Origin of the sequence: Streptomyces aurantiogriseus, assembly GCF_014649375.1 — a bacterium.
Classification (GTDB): Bacteria; Actinomycetota; Actinomycetes; order Streptomycetales; family Streptomycetaceae; genus Streptomyces; species Streptomyces aurantiogriseus.
Window position 1 is genome coordinate 311,927 of record NZ_BMSX01000011.1, and the last position, 18,963, is coordinate 330,889.

Annotated in this window: 17 protein-coding genes and 1 pseudogene; 12 read left to right on the forward strand and 6 right to left on the reverse strand. The window is 71.8% G+C overall.

The window, feature by feature from the left end; genetic code table 11:
- Positions 1 to 66: 66 nt before the first annotated feature.
- A complete protein-coding gene (locus tag IE263_RS24170; protein ID WP_189939828.1) occupies positions 67 to 852 on the forward strand; it encodes an alpha/beta fold hydrolase in 786 nt (261 codons plus the stop codon).
- Between the two features lie 7 nt (positions 853 to 859).
- Here the strand turns inward: IE263_RS24170 and IE263_RS24175 are convergent, their stop codons facing one another.
- The 3 genes from IE263_RS24175 to IE263_RS24185 form a co-directional block, all read right to left on the reverse strand.
- A complete protein-coding gene (locus IE263_RS24175; RefSeq protein WP_189939829.1) occupies positions 860 to 2,044 on the reverse strand; it encodes a damage-control phosphatase ARMT1 family protein in 1,185 nt (394 codons plus the stop codon).
- A gap of 524 nt (positions 2,045 to 2,568) precedes the next feature.
- Positions 2,569 to 3,219 carry a ScbR family autoregulator-binding transcription factor gene (locus IE263_RS24180; RefSeq protein WP_189939830.1) on the reverse strand — a complete coding sequence of 217 codons (651 nt, stop codon included), beginning with the start codon at positions 3,217 to 3,219 and terminating at the stop codon, positions 2,569 to 2,571.
- Positions 3,220 to 3,289: 70 nt separating this feature from the next.
- A complete protein-coding gene (locus IE263_RS24185; RefSeq protein WP_189939831.1) occupies positions 3,290 to 4,192 on the reverse strand; it encodes a ScbA/BarX family gamma-butyrolactone biosynthesis protein in 903 nt (300 codons plus the stop codon).
- Between the two features lie 181 nt (positions 4,193 to 4,373).
- Here IE263_RS24185 and IE263_RS24190 point away from each other — a divergent pair, with 181 nt between their 5' ends.
- Complete coding sequence (locus IE263_RS24190) at positions 4,374 to 5,021, forward strand: ScbR family autoregulator-binding transcription factor (protein WP_189939832.1); 648 nt, start codon at positions 4,374 to 4,376, stop codon at positions 5,019 to 5,021.
- Positions 5,022 to 5,095: 74 nt separating this feature from the next.
- On the opposite strand, the gene IE263_RS24195 is transcribed toward IE263_RS24190, so the two are convergent.
- Complete coding sequence (locus IE263_RS24195; RefSeq protein ID WP_189939833.1) at positions 5,096 to 6,904, reverse strand: S8 family peptidase; 1,809 nt, start codon at positions 6,902 to 6,904, stop codon at positions 5,096 to 5,098.
- A 356-nt stretch (positions 6,905 to 7,260) separates the two neighbouring features.
- On the opposite strand from IE263_RS24195, the gene IE263_RS24200 reads away from it, so the two are divergent.
- The gene (locus IE263_RS24200) at positions 7,261 to 8,187 is read left to right on the forward strand and encodes a lytic polysaccharide monooxygenase (protein WP_189939834.1); all 927 of its coding nucleotides are present in this window, start codon (positions 7,261 to 7,263) and stop codon (positions 8,185 to 8,187) included.
- An 18-nt stretch (positions 8,188 to 8,205) separates the two neighbouring features.
- Here the strand turns inward: IE263_RS24200 and IE263_RS24205 are convergent, their stop codons facing one another.
- Positions 8,206 to 8,844, reverse strand: a complete 639-nt coding sequence (locus IE263_RS24205; RefSeq protein ID WP_189939835.1) for a Tat pathway signal sequence domain protein — start codon at positions 8,842 to 8,844, stop codon at positions 8,206 to 8,208.
- Between the two features lie 638 nt (positions 8,845 to 9,482).
- Between IE263_RS24205 and IE263_RS24210 the strand changes: the two genes are divergently transcribed.
- From IE263_RS24210 to IE263_RS24245, 8 genes are all read left to right on the forward strand, one after another.
- The gene (locus tag IE263_RS24210) at positions 9,483 to 10,151 is read left to right on the forward strand and encodes a DUF6230 family protein (RefSeq protein WP_189939836.1); all 669 of its coding nucleotides are present in this window, start codon (positions 9,483 to 9,485) and stop codon (positions 10,149 to 10,151) included.
- Complete coding sequence (locus tag IE263_RS24215; RefSeq protein WP_268256056.1) at positions 10,148 to 10,570, forward strand: DUF6114 domain-containing protein; 423 nt, start codon at positions 10,148 to 10,150, stop codon at positions 10,568 to 10,570. The genes IE263_RS24210 and IE263_RS24215 overlap by 4 nt, the downstream gene beginning before the upstream one ends.
- 80 nt (positions 10,571 to 10,650) lie before the next feature.
- Positions 10,651 to 11,448 (forward strand): SAM-dependent methyltransferase, encoded by a 798-nt coding sequence (locus tag IE263_RS24220; protein WP_189939837.1) that lies wholly within the window; start codon positions 10,651 to 10,653, stop codon positions 11,446 to 11,448.
- 367 nt (positions 11,449 to 11,815) lie between these two features.
- Entirely contained in the window at positions 11,816 to 12,829 is a 1,014-nt protein-coding gene (locus tag IE263_RS24225) for a substrate-binding domain-containing protein (protein WP_189939838.1), read from the forward strand.
- 110 nt (positions 12,830 to 12,939) lie between these two features.
- On the forward strand, positions 12,940 to 15,846 hold the full coding sequence (locus IE263_RS24230) for a sensor histidine kinase (protein WP_189939839.1): 2,907 nt from the start codon (positions 12,940 to 12,942) through the stop codon (positions 15,844 to 15,846).
- A gap of 11 nt (positions 15,847 to 15,857) precedes the next feature.
- A complete protein-coding gene (locus IE263_RS24235) occupies positions 15,858 to 16,292 on the forward strand; it encodes a roadblock/LC7 domain-containing protein (protein WP_189939840.1) in 435 nt (144 codons plus the stop codon).
- 1 nt (position 16,293) lies between these two features.
- A complete protein-coding gene (locus tag IE263_RS24240; protein WP_189939841.1) occupies positions 16,294 to 16,656 on the forward strand; it encodes a DUF742 domain-containing protein in 363 nt (120 codons plus the stop codon).
- Complete coding sequence (locus tag IE263_RS24245; RefSeq protein WP_189939842.1) at positions 16,643 to 17,242, forward strand: GTP-binding protein; 600 nt, start codon at positions 16,643 to 16,645, stop codon at positions 17,240 to 17,242. Before IE263_RS24240 ends, IE263_RS24245 begins: the two co-directional genes overlap by 14 nt.
- 90 nt (positions 17,243 to 17,332) lie before the next feature.
- On the opposite strand, the gene IE263_RS24250 is transcribed toward IE263_RS24245, so the two are convergent.
- Positions 17,333 to 17,749, reverse strand: coding sequence for an ankyrin repeat domain-containing protein (locus IE263_RS24250; RefSeq protein ID WP_189939843.1), 417 nt, complete (start codon positions 17,747 to 17,749; stop codon positions 17,333 to 17,335).
- 226 nt (positions 17,750 to 17,975) lie between these two features.
- On the opposite strand from IE263_RS24250, the pseudogene IE263_RS24255 reads away from it, so the two are divergent.
- Positions 17,976 to 18,761 (forward strand): annotated as a pseudogene (locus tag IE263_RS24255) (glycoside hydrolase family 43 protein); the annotation flags it as partial.
- Between the last annotated feature and the right edge of the window lie 202 nt (positions 18,762 to 18,963).

An 18,963-nucleotide genomic window follows, 5' to 3' on the forward strand; every position in this document is an offset into this window, starting at 1 on the left:
CCCCCGTTCGGTGCCGGCCTGCCGCTCACCCTTGCCGGGCCTCTGACCACCGGTCACCCTGCTCGCATGACCTCTTTCGTGCTCCCTCATGAGCTGCACGGCGACGGTGCGCACAAGGTGTTCGCGGTGCACGGCTGGTTCGCCGACCGGTCCGCGTTCGCGCCCGTCCTGCCGGACCTGGACCGTACGGCCTTCCAGTACGCGCTGGTGGACCTGCGCGGCTACGGCGCCGCCAAGGACCTCGGCGGCACGTACACGACCGCGGAGGCCGCGGGGGACCTCGTCGCGCTGGCCGACCGGCTCGGCTGGGAGCGGTTCTCGGTGGTCGGGCACTCGATGGGCGGCGCGATCGGGCAGCGGTTGCTGGCGCACGCCCCGCACCGGCTGCGGCGGCTGGTCGGCGTGTCCCCGGTGCCCGCGTCGGGGCTGGCGCTGCCGCCCGACCAGTGGGAGCTGTTCGCGGACGCGGCGCACAAGCCGGAGAACCGGCGCGCGATCCTCGACATCACGACCGGGGGCCGCCGCCCCGCCGCCTGGCTGGACCGGATGGTCGCCCGCTCGCTGGAGGTCAGCGACCCCAAGGCGTTCCGTTCCTGGCTGGACTCGTGGGCCGGCGAGGACTTCCACGAGCGGGCCGAGGGGGCGACCGTGCCCGCGCTCGCCGTGACCGGCGCCCTCGACCCGGCGCTCTCCGCGGGGCTGATGCGCGAGACCTGGCTGCGCTGGTATCCGCGCGCCGAGCTGTACGAACTCCCGGCCGCCGGGCACTACCCGATGGACGAGACGCCGCTGGAACTGGTCCGCGTGGTGGAGGACTTCCTGAGGGCGGACCCGGACGGCGAGCCCTCCTGACGCCTCCTCACTTCCTCACCTGGATCAGCGCACGCGTCCCGCCCGTCCGCCACAGCTGCCCCTCGGCAGCCACCAGCGCGGCCTCGGTGTCCGCCGTCAGGCCGGTGATCACGTCGGACTTCAGGGTGCGCAGGGCGGCGACCGGTCCCGGGAAGTGGGCGGTGACGTCCCTGAAGGGGGTCGTCGGGGGCCAGAGCCGGTCGCCCACGAGACGGCGGTAGTTGAGGTCGCCCTTCACCAGCGTGAGGGCGGCCGCGGCGAACTCCGCGCGCAGGTCGTCCGGCAGCTCCGCGTACGGCAGCGGGGCGGCGGCGAAGGGATGGGCGCGGACCGCGAGGGTGCCGTCCGCCATGGCCGCCCACAGGCGCCGGCCGTACGCGGCGGCCTCGCCCGGTGCGGCCGTCAGCCTGCGCAGGGCGTCGACGACGTCGGCCGTCGTGGCGTCGGAGACGTAGTACGGGTACGGCTTGACGTGCAGGACGACCCGGCCGGCCCGCCCGTGGGCGAGGAGGTGGGCGACGAGGAGGAGGTCGGGGATCAGTTCGCGGCCGGCGTTGTCGGCGACGAGACACACGGTGCCGGTGGCCGTGTCCGAGGACGGAAGCAGCGACCAGAGGTCCTCGCTGTCGTCGGCGACCAGTCCCGGTACGGCGGCCCGGCCCTCCGCCCCCGCGTCGGACAGGCGGAAGCCGAGGTCCGCGCGGTTGCCCCACAGCGAGCCGTGCAGCAGGGCGTGGGCCCGCTCGTCGACGGGGCGGGTGCCGAGGCCGTCGAGCGCGGCGAGCTCCTCGTCGGTCTCGGGGGAATCGAGTTCGGCGAGCTTGAAGGGGCGGAACGGGTCGATGCCCTGCCAGGGGCCGGGGCCGAAGTAGCCGACGGCGTCGAGGAGCCGGCGGTAGAAGTAGCTCTCCGACCACAGCCAGGGCACCTCGAACCAGGAGCGGCCCGCGTAGGCGTCCAGCCCCCAGGCCCGCCACCGGTCCCGGTCGTGCGCGTCGGCGGGCAGCGGTTCGATCACGCCCTCGGTGCAGCTCGCCAGCAGCGCGTCGAGGGCGTGGTGGATGCCGGGGCCGTACGGGAAGGCGTCCCGTACCTGCCGGATGATCGCCGGATGCCGTTCGGCCAGGACACCGTGGGGGAAGGAGCCGGGCTCGTCGCCGAGGATCACGGGCGGGGCGGAGGGGTCGGGCATGCGGCTCACCGTATCGCGCGGGCGTACCACCTCCGCGGCACGTGACCTCCGCCGGAGGCCGGGCCGCCGAGCCGGATGCACCGGCGCCCTGCCTGACCTGCCGGCAGCCCGTGCGTGCCGGAAGGTCAGGAGCCCGCCGCGGCGGCAGCCGCGCCGGGGCGGGCGTGGCGCCGCCGGCCGAGCCGGCGGGCGGACGCGTCTTCACCGGCGCCCGGTACGGCGACCCGCAGCCGTGGTGCGACCGCCGACGTCGCCCTCACCGGCGTCGGCGGGCCCGTCCACCGCAGACTGAGCGGCGGGCGCACCCCGGACACGCCGACCGCAGTCCCCGTACCCCGTGCCCAGACCCGTACCGCCCCGTCCTGTCGGCGCGAGAGTCCCTCCCGCCGCTCAAGTCCGGCCACCCGCGCGCCCCCTCCGGCGCGCGGGTGGCAACGGCCGCCGCGGCCGCCCTACCGCGTCGCGAGGCGCCCCAGCCGGCCGCGTCCAGGACGGCCCCCGCCCAGGACGGGGGCCCTCCGGCCTCACACCACCGCCATGACCTCCCGTTCCAACCGCGCCGCGAGGCTCAGATAGCGCGGGCGGCGTGGTACCGGGACCAGGCCGCGGATGAGGACGTGCCACATCTCGGCCATGCGGCGCGGGAGGCGGGTGTTCGGTTCGCGGGAGCGGCCCACCACGCGGGTGCCGACGAAGAAGCAGACGAGCGAGTGGGCGATCGCGTCCACGTCGACGTCCTGATGGATGTCGGCCTCCTTGACCGCGCCCACGAGCCGCCGGGACACCAGGTCCAGCCACTCGGTGAACGGGTGCGGCACGGGCGGCCGGACCGGGACGGCGCCGGTGGCGAGCCGCAGGCCCGCACGGGCTATGGGGCCCTCCACCGACAGCCGGGTCAGGCCGAAGGTGAGGCGCATCAGGGCTTCGAGGGAGGGGTAGCCCCGGTCGTCTATCTCGCAGGCGACCCTGCGCGAGGCCTGGGACTGCAGCTCCATGATCGCGTGGGCCAGGTCCTCCTTCGCCGCGAAGTGGAAGTAGAGGGCCCCCTTGGTGACATGGGCGTGCTCGACGATGTCACTGAGGCTGGTCGACTCGTAGCCGTGCCGGTCGAACAGGTCGGCCGCGGCCGTGATGATCGTCGCGCGGGTCTGTTCGGCGCGTAACTGCCTCGCCATCGCCTGAACTCTCCTGGGCCGGTAAAGAACGGGTCATGCCGTTTGTTTCTGACCCCCAGTAAACACCAGCTCACCGTGTGGCGGTACCGACCAGACACTCGAATACCGTCGACTCCCCCTGCCGCCCCAGGACTTGTATGCCGGTTCCGCGGTCTTCCTTCGCCTCGATCCAGACGGGTTCGTCCAGTTCGGCGTACCGGTGGAAGTGCGCGTGGTAGGCCATCGGGGACCGCCCGTCGCCGGTTCTCAGCCGTGCCGCCTGGCGGGCGGCCTCCAGCAGGAGCATGCCGGGGACGTGATCGAGGGGATGGTCGAAGAAAACGGGGTGCGCGGTATTTACTCTCAACTGCCAGCGGGCGGGCCGGTCGGTGGCGGCGAGGACGACGTCGGAGGGCAGGGCGCGGTCGACCTCGGCCGCGGGCAGAGCCGGCGGGACGGGGACGGCCGTGACGGTGGCGGGGGTGCGGCCGCCGCGGAGTCTGCGGTAGACGGGCCCGCTCACGCAGGTGAAGGCGACGTCGGCGGTGGCGACACGGTCGCCGCCGCGCAGCACGTGCGCGGTGTAGCGGGCGGCGGCGGGACGCCGGCCGCGGTACTGGACGTCGGTGAAGACGAGTTCGACCTCCGGCTCGGCCGGCAGCGGGCCGACCTCCAACTGCCCCGGAACCGTGCCGACCCGGAACTCCTGGAGCACGAAGTGGTGGTCCAGGGGCACGTCGTACTCGGTGTGGGTGATCAGCGTGCCGCCCTGCCGGATCGTCTCGACGACGAGCAGCGGGTCGTACGCGGACCAGTCCGGCGACACGTGTAATCCGTGCGCCCGGGGCCACTGGGCGGAGACCGCGAAACGGTCTGTCCCGGTGCGCCGCCAGCCGGTGAGGAAGGTCTCCGCGACGGCGGCGCGGTGCACGAGCTGGCGTGGAACGGTTGCTGTCAGGGACGGAGCGTCGGCAAGCTGCCGCGGTCGAGTCATGTCTCTCCCTACGGTCCCCCGAAGGCCACGGTGGACGGCGAACCGTCCGCTCCAGTGAGCGTTAGAGTACGAGGCGACCGGTTTGTTTTCAATGAGATCAGTCGGCGGCATCCTATGATCGGGCCGATCCCGCTCACGATCGCGGGATCATCGGCCAACTCGGTGCCGTGAAGGGGCTCTTATGGCGAAACAGGAGCGCGCGATCAGGACGCGCAGGGCGATCCTGGAAGCGGCCGGTGCGGTCTTCGACGAGCACGGCTACACGTCCACCACCATCGCCATGGTTCTGGAGCGCGCCGAGGTCACCAAGGGTGCCCTGTACTTCCACTTCGCGTCGAAGGAGTCCCTCGCCCAGGCGGTGCTCAACGAGCAGGTGCCCTTCGGGGCGGTTCCGCCGCAGCCCTGCAAACTGCAGGAGATCGTCGACATGACGTTCGTGGTGGGCCAACGGCTCCTGAGCAACGCTCTGTTGCGGGGCAGTGTGCGGCTGGCGGTGGACCAGGAGACGCCGTCCGGCGTGGATCACGGGGAGCCGTTCCGGCAGTGGGCGCAGCGGCTGACCGAGCTGCTGGAGCTGGCGCGGGAGCGGGGCGAGTTGCTGCCGACGGTGAAGCCGCGGGAGACGGTGGAACTGCTGGTGGGCTCGTTCACCGGGATCCAGTTGATGTCACGGGCGCTGACGGATCGCACGGATCTCGGGGAGCGGCTGTCGGTGATGTGGGCGCACATACTGCCGAGCATCGCGGTGCCCGGTCTGCTGCCCGGCCTGGACGCCCGGGCCGACCGGGGCGAGCGGGTGCTGGCCTCGCAGGAACGCGCCGCTTCATGAGCAACGCAAGGCGGGCCGGCCGGTGTCCATCCACACCGGTCGGCCCGCCCGTTCATACCGGGGGGTCACGACGCTCAGAAGGTCAGCTTCCAGCTGTTGAGCCGACCCGTGTCCTGCGCGGCCACGTCCTGGACGCGCAGCTTCCAGGTGCCGTTGGCGACCTCGCTGGAGGCGTTCACCGTGTAGGTGGTCACGACGTTGTCCGCGGAGTCGGAGGTGCTGGACGCCTTCAGGCGGTACGCCGTGCCGTCCGGGGCGACGAGGTCGATGACCAGGTCACCGCGGTAGGTGTGGGTGATGTCCACGCCGACCTGGAGGGTCGAGGGGGCGTTGCCGCTGCGGCCGCTGACCGCGATGGAGGACTCGATCGCCGAGCCGTTGTCCGGGATGCTGACCGCGGTGGTGTTGGAGAAGGTGGTGCCCCCCGTGGAGCCGCCGGAGCCGCTCACCGCCTGCACCGTCTTGGCCGCGTCCGCCAGACCCGCGCCGCAGCCGCCGGAGCAGGAGCCGGGCAGCGCACGGGCGTTGGTCTTGATGGCCGACTCGATCTGGGCCGGGGTCAGCGAGGAGTTCGCCGACTTCATCAGCGCCACCAGGCCCGCGATGTGCGGGGTGGCCATGCTGGTGCCCTGGTAGTAGGCGTAGTTCTCGGTGGACGGCGTCTTGGTGCCGGAGTTCAGCGTGGACAGGATGCCGTTCGCGGTGCCGGTGCTGGTCTGGCCGCCGGGCGCCGAGATGTCCACGAGGGAGCCGTAGTTGGAGTAGGACGCCTTCGCGCCGGAGCGGTTGGTCGCGGCGACCGAGATGACGTTGTTGCAGTTGCCCGGCGAGTGGTTCGCCACGTTGTCGTTCTCGTTGCCGGCGGCCACGACGACCGTGGTGCCGCGGTTCACGGCCGCGTTGATCGCGCTCTGGGTCGCCGAGGTGCAGGCGCCGTCGCCGCCGAGGCTCATGTTGATGACCTTGGCGACGTTGGAGTTTGCGGGCACGCCGGAGACGGTGCCGCCGGACGCCCAGGTGATGGCGTCGATGATGTCGGAGTCGTAGCCGCCGCACTTGCCGAGGACGCGGACCGGGGAGATCTTCGCGCCGTAGGCGATGCCCGCGACACCCTTGCTGTTGTTCGTGACGGCGGCGATGGTGCCGGCCACGTGGGTGCCGTGCCAGGAGGAGTTGGAGGCCGGGATGCCGGAGCCGCACTCGTTGGCGTTGTACCAGTCGCCCGGGTCGGCCGGGTTGCTGTCGCGGCCGTTGCCGTCCACCGCGACGGCGGTGTCGGCGATGAAGTCGTAGCCGCCGACGATGTTCGCGGCGAGGTCGGAGTGGGCGACGTAACCGGTGTCGATGACGGCGACGGTGACACCGGTGCCGGTGGTGGTGTTCCAGGCGCCGGGCACGTTCATGCCGGCGGTGGCCTCGAACAGGTCCCACTGCTTGCTGTACTCGGTGTCGTTCGGGTCGGCCTTCGGCGTGTTCAGGCGGTCCGGGACGACGTAGGCGACCTGCGGGTCGGCCTGGTACTCGGCCACGACGTCGGCGACGTCGGCGCGGGTGAGGTCCTCACCCAGGTCGACCAGGGCGGCGCCGGTGCCGAGACGGCGCTGGAAGTCGACGTCCTCGCCGGCCTCCTTGCCCTTGGCGGCGGCGTCGGCCTCGGCGGCCGGGTTCGACTTCGCCTCTTCCGCGCCGGACTTGTACCCGACGATCAGGCGCTCGGCCGGGGCGCCGGGCGCGGCCTCGGTCTGGGCGGCCGGGACGGCGGCGGCCTGGGGGTCGCTGTCCGGGGCGGCGACGGCCGAGGCGGTGGAGGCGGCGGTGAGAAGGGCCGCGGAGACCGCGGCGACGGATATCAGCTTCCGTCTCAGGGCGGGTGAGGTGCGCAAGGGCGTGCCTTTCGTGGCCGGCTCCGGGCAGGGCGGAGCGGCGGTCGATTCGCTTCGTCGTCGAAGCGGCGGGGGGTGAATCGAGGAGCAACGCGATGGCCGGCCAGGCGCGGTGCCGAGCCCGGAGGGGTTACCTGTGGGTCAGCTGTGGCAGGAACGATAGGCAGAGGAACTGTCATTCGGATACAGGGGAAACCCTCGATCCGGCCGGAAAGCCACCCTTGACGACGGCATCTCGACGGTGAATGCCCCGGTTTACTCGGGTGACGTCCGCTGCGTCGGCGTACTGAACGCGCCGGGCTGTTTGCCCGTACTGCACGGCAGACCGTTCCGCGCCGGCCGAGGAGACGTCCCCGATGCCCCGCACCACCGCACACCGCACCGCCGCCCTGGCGGCCGCCGCCCTGGGCCCGCTCCTGCTGGGGCTGTGGGCCGCGGGCCCCGCACAGGCGCACGGCGCGCCCACGGACCCGGTCAGCAGGGTGTACGCCTGCTCCCCCGACGGCGGCGCGCCGTCGGACTCGGCGGCCTGCCGGGCCGCTGTCGCCGCCAACGGCGGCCCGTTCACCGCCTGGGACAACCTGCGGGTCGCGAACGTGAACGGCCGCGACCGGCAGACCGTCCCCGACGGGCAGCTGTGCAGCGGTGGTCTGCCCGACTACCGGGGCCTCGACCTCGCCCGCGCCGACTGGCCGTCGACCCGGCTGACGCCGGGCGGGACGCTGCGGATGACGTACGTCTCGACGATCCCGCACACGGGCACGTTCAAGCTGTACCTGACGAAGCAGGGCTACACTGCCTCGCAGCCGCTGACCTGGGACGATCTGCCCGAGCGGCCGTTCGCCGAGATCAAGGACCCGGCGCTGACGGACGGCGCCTACCGCATCACGGCGAAGCTGCCCGCGGACCGGACGGGACGTCAGGTGCTGTACACGATCTGGCAGAACAGCAGTACGCCGGACACGTACTACTCGTGCTCGGACGTGGTGTTCCCGGAGGTGGCGGCCGCTGAGTCCCCCTCACCGTCCGCGTCCGCGGCGTCCGCGGCACCGAGGCGTCCGTCCGCCGGCCCGTCGGTTTCGGCCACGCCCACCACGGCCGCGGCGACTCCGACGGCTGCCACGACACCCGGCTCGGCCGCCGCGGCCACGCCCGCGAGCGGCCCGGTGGCGTCCGCTTCCGGGACGTCCGGGCCGTCCGCGCCCATGCTGGCGGGCGGCGCCGCGGCGGTGCTGGTGCTCACCGGCGGCGCCGCCCTGGTCCTGCGCCTGCGTCGGCGCTGAACTCCTGCCGTGCGGTGATCAGTTGACGGTGACGGCCGCGCCACCGCTCGTCACCGGGGCGTACTTGGCGGTGAAGTAGGCGTTGGCGAAGCACAGCGACGAGCCGGACAGCTTGGTGAACGGCTGGTTGGTGAAGGCAATGCTGTTGTCGGTGTTGCTCGTGGTGCCGTTCAGGCTGGGACCCTCGTAGACACAGCTGACGCTGCCCAGCAGGGTGCGCAGGACGACCGTCGTGCGGATGTTGGAGCCGGCGGGCGCCGACACGGTGATGGCGCCGCCGGAGGAGACGGCCGCCGTGTACGGGAGGTTGTTGACCGTGATGCTGGTGACGCCGAGCACACCGAGAACGTTCGAGGTGCAGTTGGTGAAGGTCTGCGCCGTGAGCGATTCGGTGGCGGTGCCGGGCGCGGTGGGGTTGTCGGTGACGGTCGCCGAGAAGTTCGACGACGCGCACGAGACACCGCTGGTGCCGGTGGCGCTGGAGTAGAACGTGGCGGCCGTGCCGTCGGCCAGGGACGCGACGACCTCGTCCCCGACGGCGAGGTCGCCGTTGGCCGTGGTCAGGACCGCGGGGTCGGCCGCGGAGGCCGGGGAGACCGCCGGGAGGGTGAGGGCGACGGCGGTACCGGCGACGGCGAGGAGAGAGCGGATGCGCATACGGGTGCCTCATTTCTCAAGTGGGGGGTAGAGCTGGGGAGTTGATGGCTCGTGGGGGGTCGGGGGGCGCGAGTCGGCGTCCACCGGTACCGGACCGTCACGCCTTCTCCGTACGTGACGGACCGGCAGCGGGAAGAGCGTCGGACACGGCCGGCAGGGGGGAAGCGGCCGTGGGCGGCGCCTTGGAGGGGTCGGACTCGGGGCGCGTGAAGGCCCGTGCTGGATGCCCGGGCCGGTGGTCCCGTACTGGCGGGTGGTCCGGCCGTCGGTCACCGACGGCCGGACCGGGTCCGGGAGCGCGCGGACGTGTTCGCCGCGCTGCGGATCCGGCGCCACGGATCCGGGCTGAGCCACGAGAGTTGTAGACCTCGGATTCACTCAACGTCAAGGCGCTGTAAGGAAGTTGATGATCCGACAGATATATGCGGCACAGGCGGCACACGACGAACACCCTTTTTCCACATCTCCCTTGACCCTTTGCTGTAACCATCGGTAACTTCCTCGTTGGCTACTGACGCGTAACGAGCAAGCCCTTGCAAGATCCGGGAGTTGTGAGGAGGCGTGCGCGACAGCCGCTGTCCGCGCCAGGACAACGTGCCACGAAGCCCAACCGCATGACTATGCCCATGGGAGCAGACATGGCCTCGTCCTCGGACGTCACACCGTCCGCCGAGAACACCCCCGAAAACCCGGAAAGCGGTTCCGCAGAGAGACGCGGCCGGGTCCGGCTGCGCCGGGCCGCCGTGATGGCGGTGCCCGCGACCCTCACCGCCGCGACCCTCGCGGTCCTCACCGCCCAGGGCGCGCTGGGTGTGCAGTTCTCGATCTCCGGAATGCCGTTCGTGGTCACCGCCGACAAGCTCGAAGGCGACGGCTTCGCGCAGTTCGGCACGCTGGACCACATGATCGAGAACAGCCCCAACCAGGGCGACACCGGCGGTGATGTGCTGGTCGTCACCTCGGTGGTGAAGAGCGGCAAGCTGACCAACCTGTGCCAGAGCGTCGACCTCGGCGGCATCCAGCTCGTCCTGACGGCCGGCAACAAGGGCACGAAGGTGGGCGTGGAGAACCTGGCCATCGACTCCGACGAGATCACCGGCAACGCGGCCTTCAACAACATCGAGATCGGCCGCGACGCCAGCACCTTCGACAAGGTGGACACCCGCGGCCTGCCGGGCGTCTACGGCCAGCAGGCGGACAAGGTCGTCATCACCGACCTGTACCAGCACAACTACGCCGCCACCGCGGCCGTCTTCAAGCTGCCGGACCTGCACATGAGGTTCAGCAGCAAGGGCTGCCCGCAGTGAACCGCTTCCGGCAGTGGCGGGGGCGCCGGCCCTTCCCGGGCGGGCTGATGCTCGCCCTGGGCGGCGCGTGGATCCTGGTGACCATGAAGGCACCGCTGCCGGTGATCCTGCACATCGGCATGCAGGGTCTGGCGGGCTATCTCCTGCCGACCCTGATGCTGCTGATCGGGCTGCTGATCCTGTTCAACCCGACGCAGCGCCTGTTCTACTCGATCATCGGCGTCCTGCTCTCCCTGGGCACATGGCTCACCTCGAACCTCGGGGGCTTCATGATCGGCCTGCTCCTCGGGGTCGTGGGCAGCTGCCTGGCCTTCGGCTGGCTGCCCGACCAGGAGCCGCGCCGGAGGCTGCGGCAGCGACGCAAGGAGACCCGGGTGGAGAAGGCGATGCCGTTGCCGGAGGCCGGGGAACCGGCCTGAGCCGGTGACGGCGGGCACCGGTGCCGAGGAATTCCCGGTTCGCGCTTCAACCACCGCCGTCGGGTGGAAGGTTGAACCGCATGGACTTCGACATCGACACCGAGACGGCGCACTCCGCACGGATCTACGACTACATCATCGGCGGCAAGGACCACTTCCCGGCGGATCGCGAGGCCGGGGACGCGATGTGCCGGGAGTGGCCCGCCCTGCCGGTGCACATGCGGGCCAACCGCGACTTCATGCACCGCGCGGTGCGCCATCTCGCGCGGGAGGCGGGGATACGCCAGTTCCTCGACATCGGCAGCGGCATCCCCACCTCCCCCAACCTCCACGAGATCGCCCAGGCGGCGGCCCCCGACTCCCGGGTCGTATACGTCGACAACGACCCGCTCGTCCTCGCCCTCTCCCGGGACCGGCTGGCCGGCACGCCCGAGGGCCGGACGGCGTACCTGGAGGCGGACATGCGGGATCCTGCGGGAATCCTGGCGGCCCCCGCGTTCCGTACGACGCTCGACCTGGACCGTCCGGTCGCGCTCACCGTGATCGCCATCGTCCACTTCCTGCTCGACGAGCACGACGCCGTCGGCATCGTCCGCCGCCTCCTGGACCCGCTGCCCTCGGGCAGCTACCTGGCGATGTCCATCGGCACCGCCGACTTCGCGCCGGAGGAGGTCGGCCGGGTGGCCCGGGAGTACGCGGCGCGCGGCATGCCGATGCGGCTGCGCACCGACGCGGAGGCGGCGGCGTTCTTCACCGGCCTCGACCTCGTCGACCCGGGCATCGTCCAGGTCCACCGGTGGCACCCCGACGGGACCGGCACCGTGGTGGAGCGGGACGAGGACATCGCGATGTACGGGGCGGTGGCGCGCAAGCCCTGATCCGCGGCCGGTACGGGACGGCGGCCGGCGCGCTCCGGGGAGACCGACGATCGGGGGCGACGTGCCCGGAGAGGTCCACGATCGGGGGCGACGTGCCCGGAGAGGTCGACGATCGTGGTCTGCACCCCCGAAGAGATTGACGATCATTCAATTCACCTGCGGCGATCCCCTTCTTCGGCCCGGTCGGCCCCGTCCCACATCACAATGCGGCAGCAGCACCTCACCCCAAGTGGTTGTTCACTTGACTACCGGCGGTCACACACGGTTGGCTCCGAGCCAGCGAAAGCCTCTCGCCGGTGCACACCCCTCGCTCCGGCGGCACTCGCTCCGTCCTCCTGCTCTGCCGCACACCGAGGTGCAGCCCCCCATGAACACTCCCCTCCCCGCTCCCCCTTCCCCCGGTTCCCTGAGATCCGCGCGCCTGACCGCCCTGGCCGCGGCCTGCTGTCTGCTCCTCGCCGGCTGCTCCGGCGCCACGGCGTCCGGCGCGGACACGGACGCGGCGGGCCGGTCGGGTGACCGGATCAAGGTCACCCTGGTCACCCACGGCGCGAAGGGCGACGCCTTCTGGGAGCTGGTGCGCAGGGGCGCCGAGGCCGCGGCCGCCAAGGACGGCGTCGACCTGACCTACGCGAGCGACTCCGACGCCGCCGGACAGGCCGCGCTGGTGCGGGACGCGATCCGCGCCAAGGCCGACGGCATCGCGGTGACCCTGGCCAAGCCGCAGGCGATGAAGAGCCCGGTGGCCGAGGCCAGGGCGGCCGGCATACCCGTGGTCGGTCTCAACTCCGGTATCGACGCCTGGCGGTCCGCGGGAATCCTGGAGTACTTCGGCCAGGACGAGAGCGTCGCGGGCCGCGCCGTCGGCGACAAACTCGACGCCCTCGGCGCCAAGCACGCGCTGTGCGTCATCCACGAGCGGGGCAACGTCGCCCTGGAGGCGCGCTGCGCGGGCGTGAAGAAGACGTTCGCCGGCGAGACCAAGATGCTCTACGTCGACGGGACCGACATGGACGCGACGACCGCCGCCGTGACGGCGACGCTCCAGCAGGACCCCGACATCGACGAGGTCGTCACCAACGGCGCGCAGTTCGCGCTCGCCGCGGTACAGGCGGCCGGGAAGGCGGGCAGCAAGGCCAAGGTCGCCACCTTCGACCTCAACAAGGACCTGGTCCGGGCCGTCCGCGACGGCAGTGTGCAGTTCGCGGTGGACCAGCAGCCGTATCTGCAGGGCTACCTCGCCGTGGACGCGCTCTGGCTCTACAGAACCAACGGCAACCTCAGCGGCGGCGGTGTGGCCCCCGTCCTGACGGGCCCCGCCTTCGTCACGAAGACCAACGTCGCCGCGGTCGCCCGGTTCGCCGCCAACGGAACCCGCTGACCGGACAGTTCTCCCCGTACCCGATCCCCGGCCTCCCCCATCCCCCCGGCCTCGCCTCCATCCCCGATCCTCCTCCCCCGCTTGCCCCGCTGATCGCCCCTAGGACGACTATGTCTCCACGGACAGGTGCCCGGCGCCGCCGTCTCGGCTCCATACGTCTCTCCCTGATCCTGCTGGCGCTGGTGCCGAGCGTCACCCTCGCCGCGATGTGGGGTGTGACGACGATCCAGATGTTCTCGGAGGGGCTGCGGCTGCGCGAGCAGACCGAACTGAGCCGGGCGACCGGTGCCTTGGGCACCGAGGCGACGCTCGCGCTGCAGCAGGAGCGCAGCCTGTCGGCCGTGTGGCTGGCCACGCCCGCCGGTTCCCGGGCCCCGCTGGAGGCACAGCGCAAGAAGACGGACGCGGCGGTCGCCAGGCTGGTGGCCCGGTCGGACGACATCCAGCGCGCGCCCGCCCGGGTCCGGGACCGGATGTACTCGGTCGTCGCCTCCGTGAGCAGCCTGGAGTACTACCGGGGCCAGGTGGACGACCCCACCAACATCACCCCGGCGCAGGCGCTGGACCAGTACACGTCGATCATCGACGACCAGATCCACGCCTTCCAGGAGCTGTCCCAGGTCGACGACGGCGACCTCACCTCGCAGGCCGGCCCGCTCGTCGCCCTGGAGCACGCGGCGGAACTCGTCTCCGAGGAGGACCTGCACCTCACCCTGGCCGGGCCGAAGCGGCGGATGGACGAGAAGGAGTGGGCAGCGTTCGCGCAGACGGTGAACGCGCGCCGCTGGCTCGTGGAGGACCAGATCGTCCCCTCGCTCACCGGCTCGGCGAAGACGCAGACCGAAAGGATCCTGCAGAGCAGGGACTGGCAGACCCTGGAGTCCGTCGAGGACAGGGTGCTCGCGGCCCGGGCGAAGCAGCGTGGGAACGGCGACATCGTCCTGCCGGACGTGCAGAAGGAGTGGCGCGCCGCGCTCATCGCGGTCTCCGAGCAGTACTCGGTACTGATCCGGCAGCAGACCGGGGTGCTGCTCCGGAACAGCGCGGACGAGGCGCGCGGGCTGCTGATCAAGGCCGCCTCGCTGAGTACCGGCGGCCTTGTCGCCCTGCTGCTGTGCGTCGGCGTGTCCTGGCGGATCACCCGCTCGCTGTCCCGGCGGCTGCGCGGGCTGCGGATGGCCACGCTCAGCCTGGCGCACGAACGGCTCCCGGATGTGGTGGCCCGGCTGGACCGGGGGGAGACTGTCGACGTGGACTCGGCGACCCCGCCGCTGGACTACGGCGGCGACGAACTCGGCCAGGTGGCCCAGGCGTTCAACACGGCGCAGCGCACAGCCGTGCACACCGCGGTCGAACTCGCCGACACCCGGCGCGGTTTCCAGAAGGTCATCCTGGGCATCGCCCGGCAGAGCCAGAACCTGGTCAACCTCCAGCTCAGCAAGCTCGACGCGCTGGAACGGCAGCACCAGGACCCGGAGGTGCTCCAGGGCCTGTACGAACTGGACTCCACGGCGAGCCAGTTGCGCCGCTACGAGGAGAACCTCGTCATCATCAGCGGCGGCCGGCCCGGACGCAGCTGGTCGGAACCGGTCGCGCTGGTCGACATCCTGCGCAGCGCCGTCGGGGAGGTCGCCGAGTACCGGCGGGTGGAGGTGCACACCGAGGAGGAGGTGTCCATCGCCCCGCCCGCCGTGGCGGACGTGATCCATCTGCTGGCCGAGCTCATCGACAACGCGACCTCCTACTCGCCGGCGCCGAACCCGGTCGGGGTGCGTGCGGCGCAGGTGGCCAAGGGCCTGGCGATCGAGGTCGAGGACCGCGGCCTCGGTCTGTCCGAGGAGGACTACGCCTCGTTCAACGCGCAGTTGGCGGTGCCCCCGCAGTTCGACGTGGTGGCGCTCGCCGACGACCTGCGGCTGGGCATGTTCGTGATCGCCCGGCTGGCCACCCGGCACGGCATCACCGTGACCCTGCGTCCGTCGCCGTACGGCGGCACCACCGCGATCGTGCTCGTTCCGTACGACATCGTGGTCCGCGAGGCCCCGGCCTCCGAGTCCCCGGAGGCCGGGGTCTCGCCTGCGCCGGGGACCGTCGTGTCCCCCGCGCCGGAGGCGGACCTCGCGCCGGCCGGGCAGTCCGCGCCCGACGCGGCACGGGAGACGTTCGGCGAACAGCGGAAGGCACGGGAGACACCGGACACGGCACGGGAGGCGTCCGGCCCGGCGCGGCGCGTCACCGGCCCGGCACGGGAGCCGTCCGGCCCGGCCCGGGACACGTCCACCCCGGACCCGGAACACAGCAGGTCCGGCCCCGAACGGAACTCGCCCCTCCCGGTACGCCGCCGATCCACCCCGGCGCACGACCCGTCGGCCCCGGCCGACGGTACGCCCGCCTCGGCGGCCTCCGCGGGCGACGCGTCGCCCGCGGCAGACGGCACGGCAACCGCCGCAGCCGACGCACCGCCCCCCGCGGACACCTCGTCGGCCCTCGCCCCCGACGCGTCCGCTCCCGGGCCGGACTCACCGGTCACCGCGGGCAGGGCAGACGCCCCCACGCCGAAGACCACGGCCGGGCCGGGCACTCCAGTCACCCCGGCCGGCACAGACTCCCCCACGCCGAACACCCCGAACACCACAGACGAGCCGAGCACTCCGGTCACCGCGGACCGTGCGGGTGGTCGGATGCGGGGGGTGGCTGCGGTGACGTCGTCGAGTGCGGCGGTGTCCGCCCGCCCCCACGCTCTCGCCCCGCTGCCCCGCCGGGTGCCGCAGACCAGCCTCGCCGCCGAGTTGCGCGAGGAGCCCGGGGCCGTCGAGGAAGACGGTTTCCCCGACGACTTCACCGCGGAGCGCGCGGCCTCTTCCCTCGGTGGTTTCCAGCGCGGCACGCTGCGGGCACGCGAGGACGACGACGTGCCGCCGTTCGGCCCCGAGGAGTCGGCCCCGTCGGCGCCCGGCCCGCCGGTCACCGCCGCGGGCACCTCCCCGACCACCACACCGCCCGCCGACCGCTCATGAAGGACATCGCGATGACACACTCCGCCCCCGCCACCAACACCCAGCTCGACCAGCTGCTCACCGGTCTCGTGGACCGGGTCGCCGACGTGAACCAGGCCGTCGTGCTCTCCGAGGACGGGCTGGTGGTCAGCAAGTCCACCGGGTTCACACGGGAGGACGCCGAACGGCTGGCGGCGACCGCGTCCGGCCTGATGAGCCTCAGCAAGGGCGTCAGCATGGACTTCCGCGGCGGCCCGGTGCGCCAGGCGCTCATCGAGATGGCCAAGAGCTACCTGATCCTCACCTCGGCGGGCCCGGGGGCCCATCTCGTCGTGCTGGCCGGCTCGAACGCGGACGTCGGCGTGGTGGCGTACCAGATGAACATGCTGGTGAAGAAGATCGGCGAGCACCTCAGCGCGGCGCCGCGGACCGGTGTCGGTCCCGCCGTGCGCACCCACGGCGGGTGAGGTGAGCGGAGGCGACGAAGCGGGCCGGCTCGTCCGGCCCTTCGCCCTGACCGGTGGGCGGACCCGGCCCAGCCGCGCCGACTTCACACTCATCACGACGGTGACCACGGTGGACCCACCGCCCGAGCGGGCCGCGCGGCCGCAGCCGGAGCACGCCCGGATCCTGCGGCTGTGCGCCCGGCCGGTCGCCGTGGCGGAGCTCGCGGCCCGTCTGGACCTGCCGGTGAGCGTGGTCGTCATCATGCTCTGCGATCTGCTGGAGGCGGGCCTGATCACGGCCCGGCCGCCGCGTCCCGTCACCGCCACCGGGGACCTGGACCTGGACCTGCTGCAGAAAGTGAGGGACGGCCTTGGCCGGATCTGATCCCACCGACGGGACGGTCGCGGCGCCCGACACGGTGAAGATCCTCATCGCGGGCGGCTTCGGCGTCGGCAAGACCACCATGGTCGGCTCGGTCAGTGAGATCGCGCCGCTGCGCACGGAGGAGCCGCTGACCGTCGCCGGGCTGGACATCGACGACCTGAAGGGCATCGAGGAGAAACGGTCCACCACCGTGGCCCTCGACTTCGGCCGGATCACCATCGCCGACGACCTGGTGCTGTATCTCTTCGGCACCCCGGGGCAGCAGCGGTTCTGGTTCATGTGGAACGACCTGGCCATCGGTGCCCTGGGCGCGGTGGTCCTGGTCGACGTGCGCAGGCCGGAGTCCAGCTTCGCCGCGATCGACTTCTTCGAGCGCCGGAGCATCCCGTTCGTGGTCGGGGTCAACGGCTTCCACGGACTGCACCCTTACCCGGCGGAGGAGATCAGGGAGTCGCTGGCGCTGCCGGCGGACGTTCCGGTGCTGCTGTGCGACGCGCGGGAGCGGGAGTCGTGCCGGGACGTACTGATCGCGCTGATCGACCGGCTGATCGCGGACGTCGAGCCCCGGCCGAGCCCGGCACGCTGATTCCGGGCCCCGGCCGCCGGTTCCCCCGCCCCCGAAATATCGTCGCCCCGGCCGCCGGTTCGCCCCGCCCCCGACACCTCGTCGACCTCCTCAGCGGGCTCCCGCGGCGCGCAGCACGGCGACCGTCTCCGGGTGCGGTCCCGCGGTCGCCCACTCCAGTGGAGTCAACCCGGTGCCGTGGTCCTCCCGGAGGTCGGGGTCGGCGCCGTGGTCGAGCAGGGTGCGGACCGTCTCGGTGTAGCCCCAACAGGCGGCCGCGCACAGGGGGGTGCCCTCCGAGCCGAGGCCGCCGCTCTCCGCGTCGGGCGGCGCGCCGGCCCCGAGCAGGCGGCGGGCGGTGTCCGCGGCGCCTTGGACACAGGCCGCGTACAGCGGAGTGCGGCCGTCGGTGTCGGCCTTTCCCGGATCGGCGCCGGCACGCAGCAGCGCGTCGACATCCCGGCCTTCGCCGAACATCGCCGCCGCGACGAGCCGCTTCGTCAGTTTCTTCTGCCGTCTCCTGTTCACGGCCGCCGAGACTAGCCCGGTGCGCTGAGCAGATCGCCGGATTTTCCCTCGGGCCACGTACAGGTTGAAGGCGGAAAACCGCCAAGCGTGTCCCAGTGATTGACCTGTTCCCCTCGGGCCCCTACCTTCTGATCGGTTCACCGAACTGCGTTCGATATACCGACACTTCGGACGCCTCCCTCACTCCTCCATGCGCCCAACGGCCCCCGCACCCCGTGGAGAGCACATGACCCCCAACCCGTCCCGCCGTCTCGTCCTCGGCGCGGCAGCCTCCGTCCCCCTGGCCCTGACCCTCGGCACCTCGGCCGCCCACGCGGCGGACTCGGCGTATGTGATGGCCTACTTCACCGAGTCGACCAGCCTCGGCCTCGGCACCGACTACGGCCTCCACCTGGCCGTCAGCACGGACGGGCTGCGCTGGATGCCGCTGAACCAGAACAACCCCGTGGTCACGCCCACCGAAGGCGCCGGCGGTCTGCGCGATCCGTTCATCCTGCGCAAGCAGGACGGCACCTTCGTGGTGCTCGCCACCGACCTCAAGGGCACCGACTGGAGCTACAACAGCCAGTACATCCACGTCTGGAACTCGGCCGACCTGCGCACCTTCACCGGCTACCACCGCCTCAAGCTGCACGACATGGTCACCCACAGCTGGGCGCCGGAGGCCTTCTGGGACGCCGGCCGCGGCCAGTACGGGATCCTCTACTCGTCGGTCAACGCCAGCGGCCACAACGTGATCATGGTGAACTACACCACCGACTTCGTCACCGTCTCCGCACCGCAGGTCTTCTTCGACCCCGGCTACGACGTGATCGACGGCAATCTGACCGTGGGCGTCAACGGAGTCAACTACCTCTACTTCAAGAAGGACCAGACGCTCGTCGGCGCGCGCTCCACCACCCTCGCCCCGGGCAGCTTCACCCCCTTCAGCACCGCGGCCGCGCACGGCGGCACCGAGGCGCCGACGGTGGTGAAGTCCCTGACGTCCAACACCTGGTACCTCTGGGGAGACAAAGGCGGTTAGGGACACAGGATTTCGGTAACATGCCCCCATGCCCTACGCGCCCGAATACCTCCACCTCGTCATCCCCGGCGTGCACTTCGAGGCCTACCTCTACGGCCGCAACAGCGAAAACGTGTTCAAGGGCATAGCCGGCGCAGGAGACTCCGTCGACGACCAGCTCGCCACCGGTCGCGACCTCTGCGACCGCTAC

Coding starts and splice junctions, on each gene's coding strand:
- IE263_RS24170 (WP_189939828.1), top strand. CDS start 67: ATGACCTCTTTCGTGCTCCCTCATGAGCTGCACGGCGACGGTGCGCAC.
- IE263_RS24175 (WP_189939829.1), bottom strand. CDS start 2,044: ATGCCCGACCCCTCCGCCCCGCCCGTGATCCTCGGCGACGAGCCCGGC.
- IE263_RS24180 (WP_189939830.1), bottom strand. CDS start 3,219: ATGGCGAGGCAGTTACGCGCCGAACAGACCCGCGCGACGATCATCACG.
- IE263_RS24185 (WP_189939831.1), bottom strand. CDS start 4,192: ATGACTCGACCGCGGCAGCTTGCCGACGCTCCGTCCCTGACAGCAACC.
- IE263_RS24190 (WP_189939832.1), top strand. CDS start 4,374: ATGGCGAAACAGGAGCGCGCGATCAGGACGCGCAGGGCGATCCTGGAA.
- IE263_RS24200 (WP_189939834.1), top strand. CDS start 7,261: ATGCCCCGCACCACCGCACACCGCACCGCCGCCCTGGCGGCCGCCGCC.
- IE263_RS24205 (WP_189939835.1), bottom strand. CDS start 8,844: ATGCGCATCCGCTCTCTCCTCGCCGTCGCCGGTACCGCCGTCGCCCTC.
- IE263_RS24210 (WP_189939836.1), top strand. CDS start 9,483: ATGGCCTCGTCCTCGGACGTCACACCGTCCGCCGAGAACACCCCCGAA.
- IE263_RS24220 (WP_189939837.1), top strand. CDS start 10,651: ATGGACTTCGACATCGACACCGAGACGGCGCACTCCGCACGGATCTAC.
- IE263_RS24225 (WP_189939838.1), top strand. CDS start 11,816: ATGAACACTCCCCTCCCCGCTCCCCCTTCCCCCGGTTCCCTGAGATCC.
- IE263_RS24230 (WP_189939839.1), top strand. CDS start 12,940: ATGTCTCCACGGACAGGTGCCCGGCGCCGCCGTCTCGGCTCCATACGT.
- IE263_RS24235 (WP_189939840.1), top strand. CDS start 15,858: ATGACACACTCCGCCCCCGCCACCAACACCCAGCTCGACCAGCTGCTC.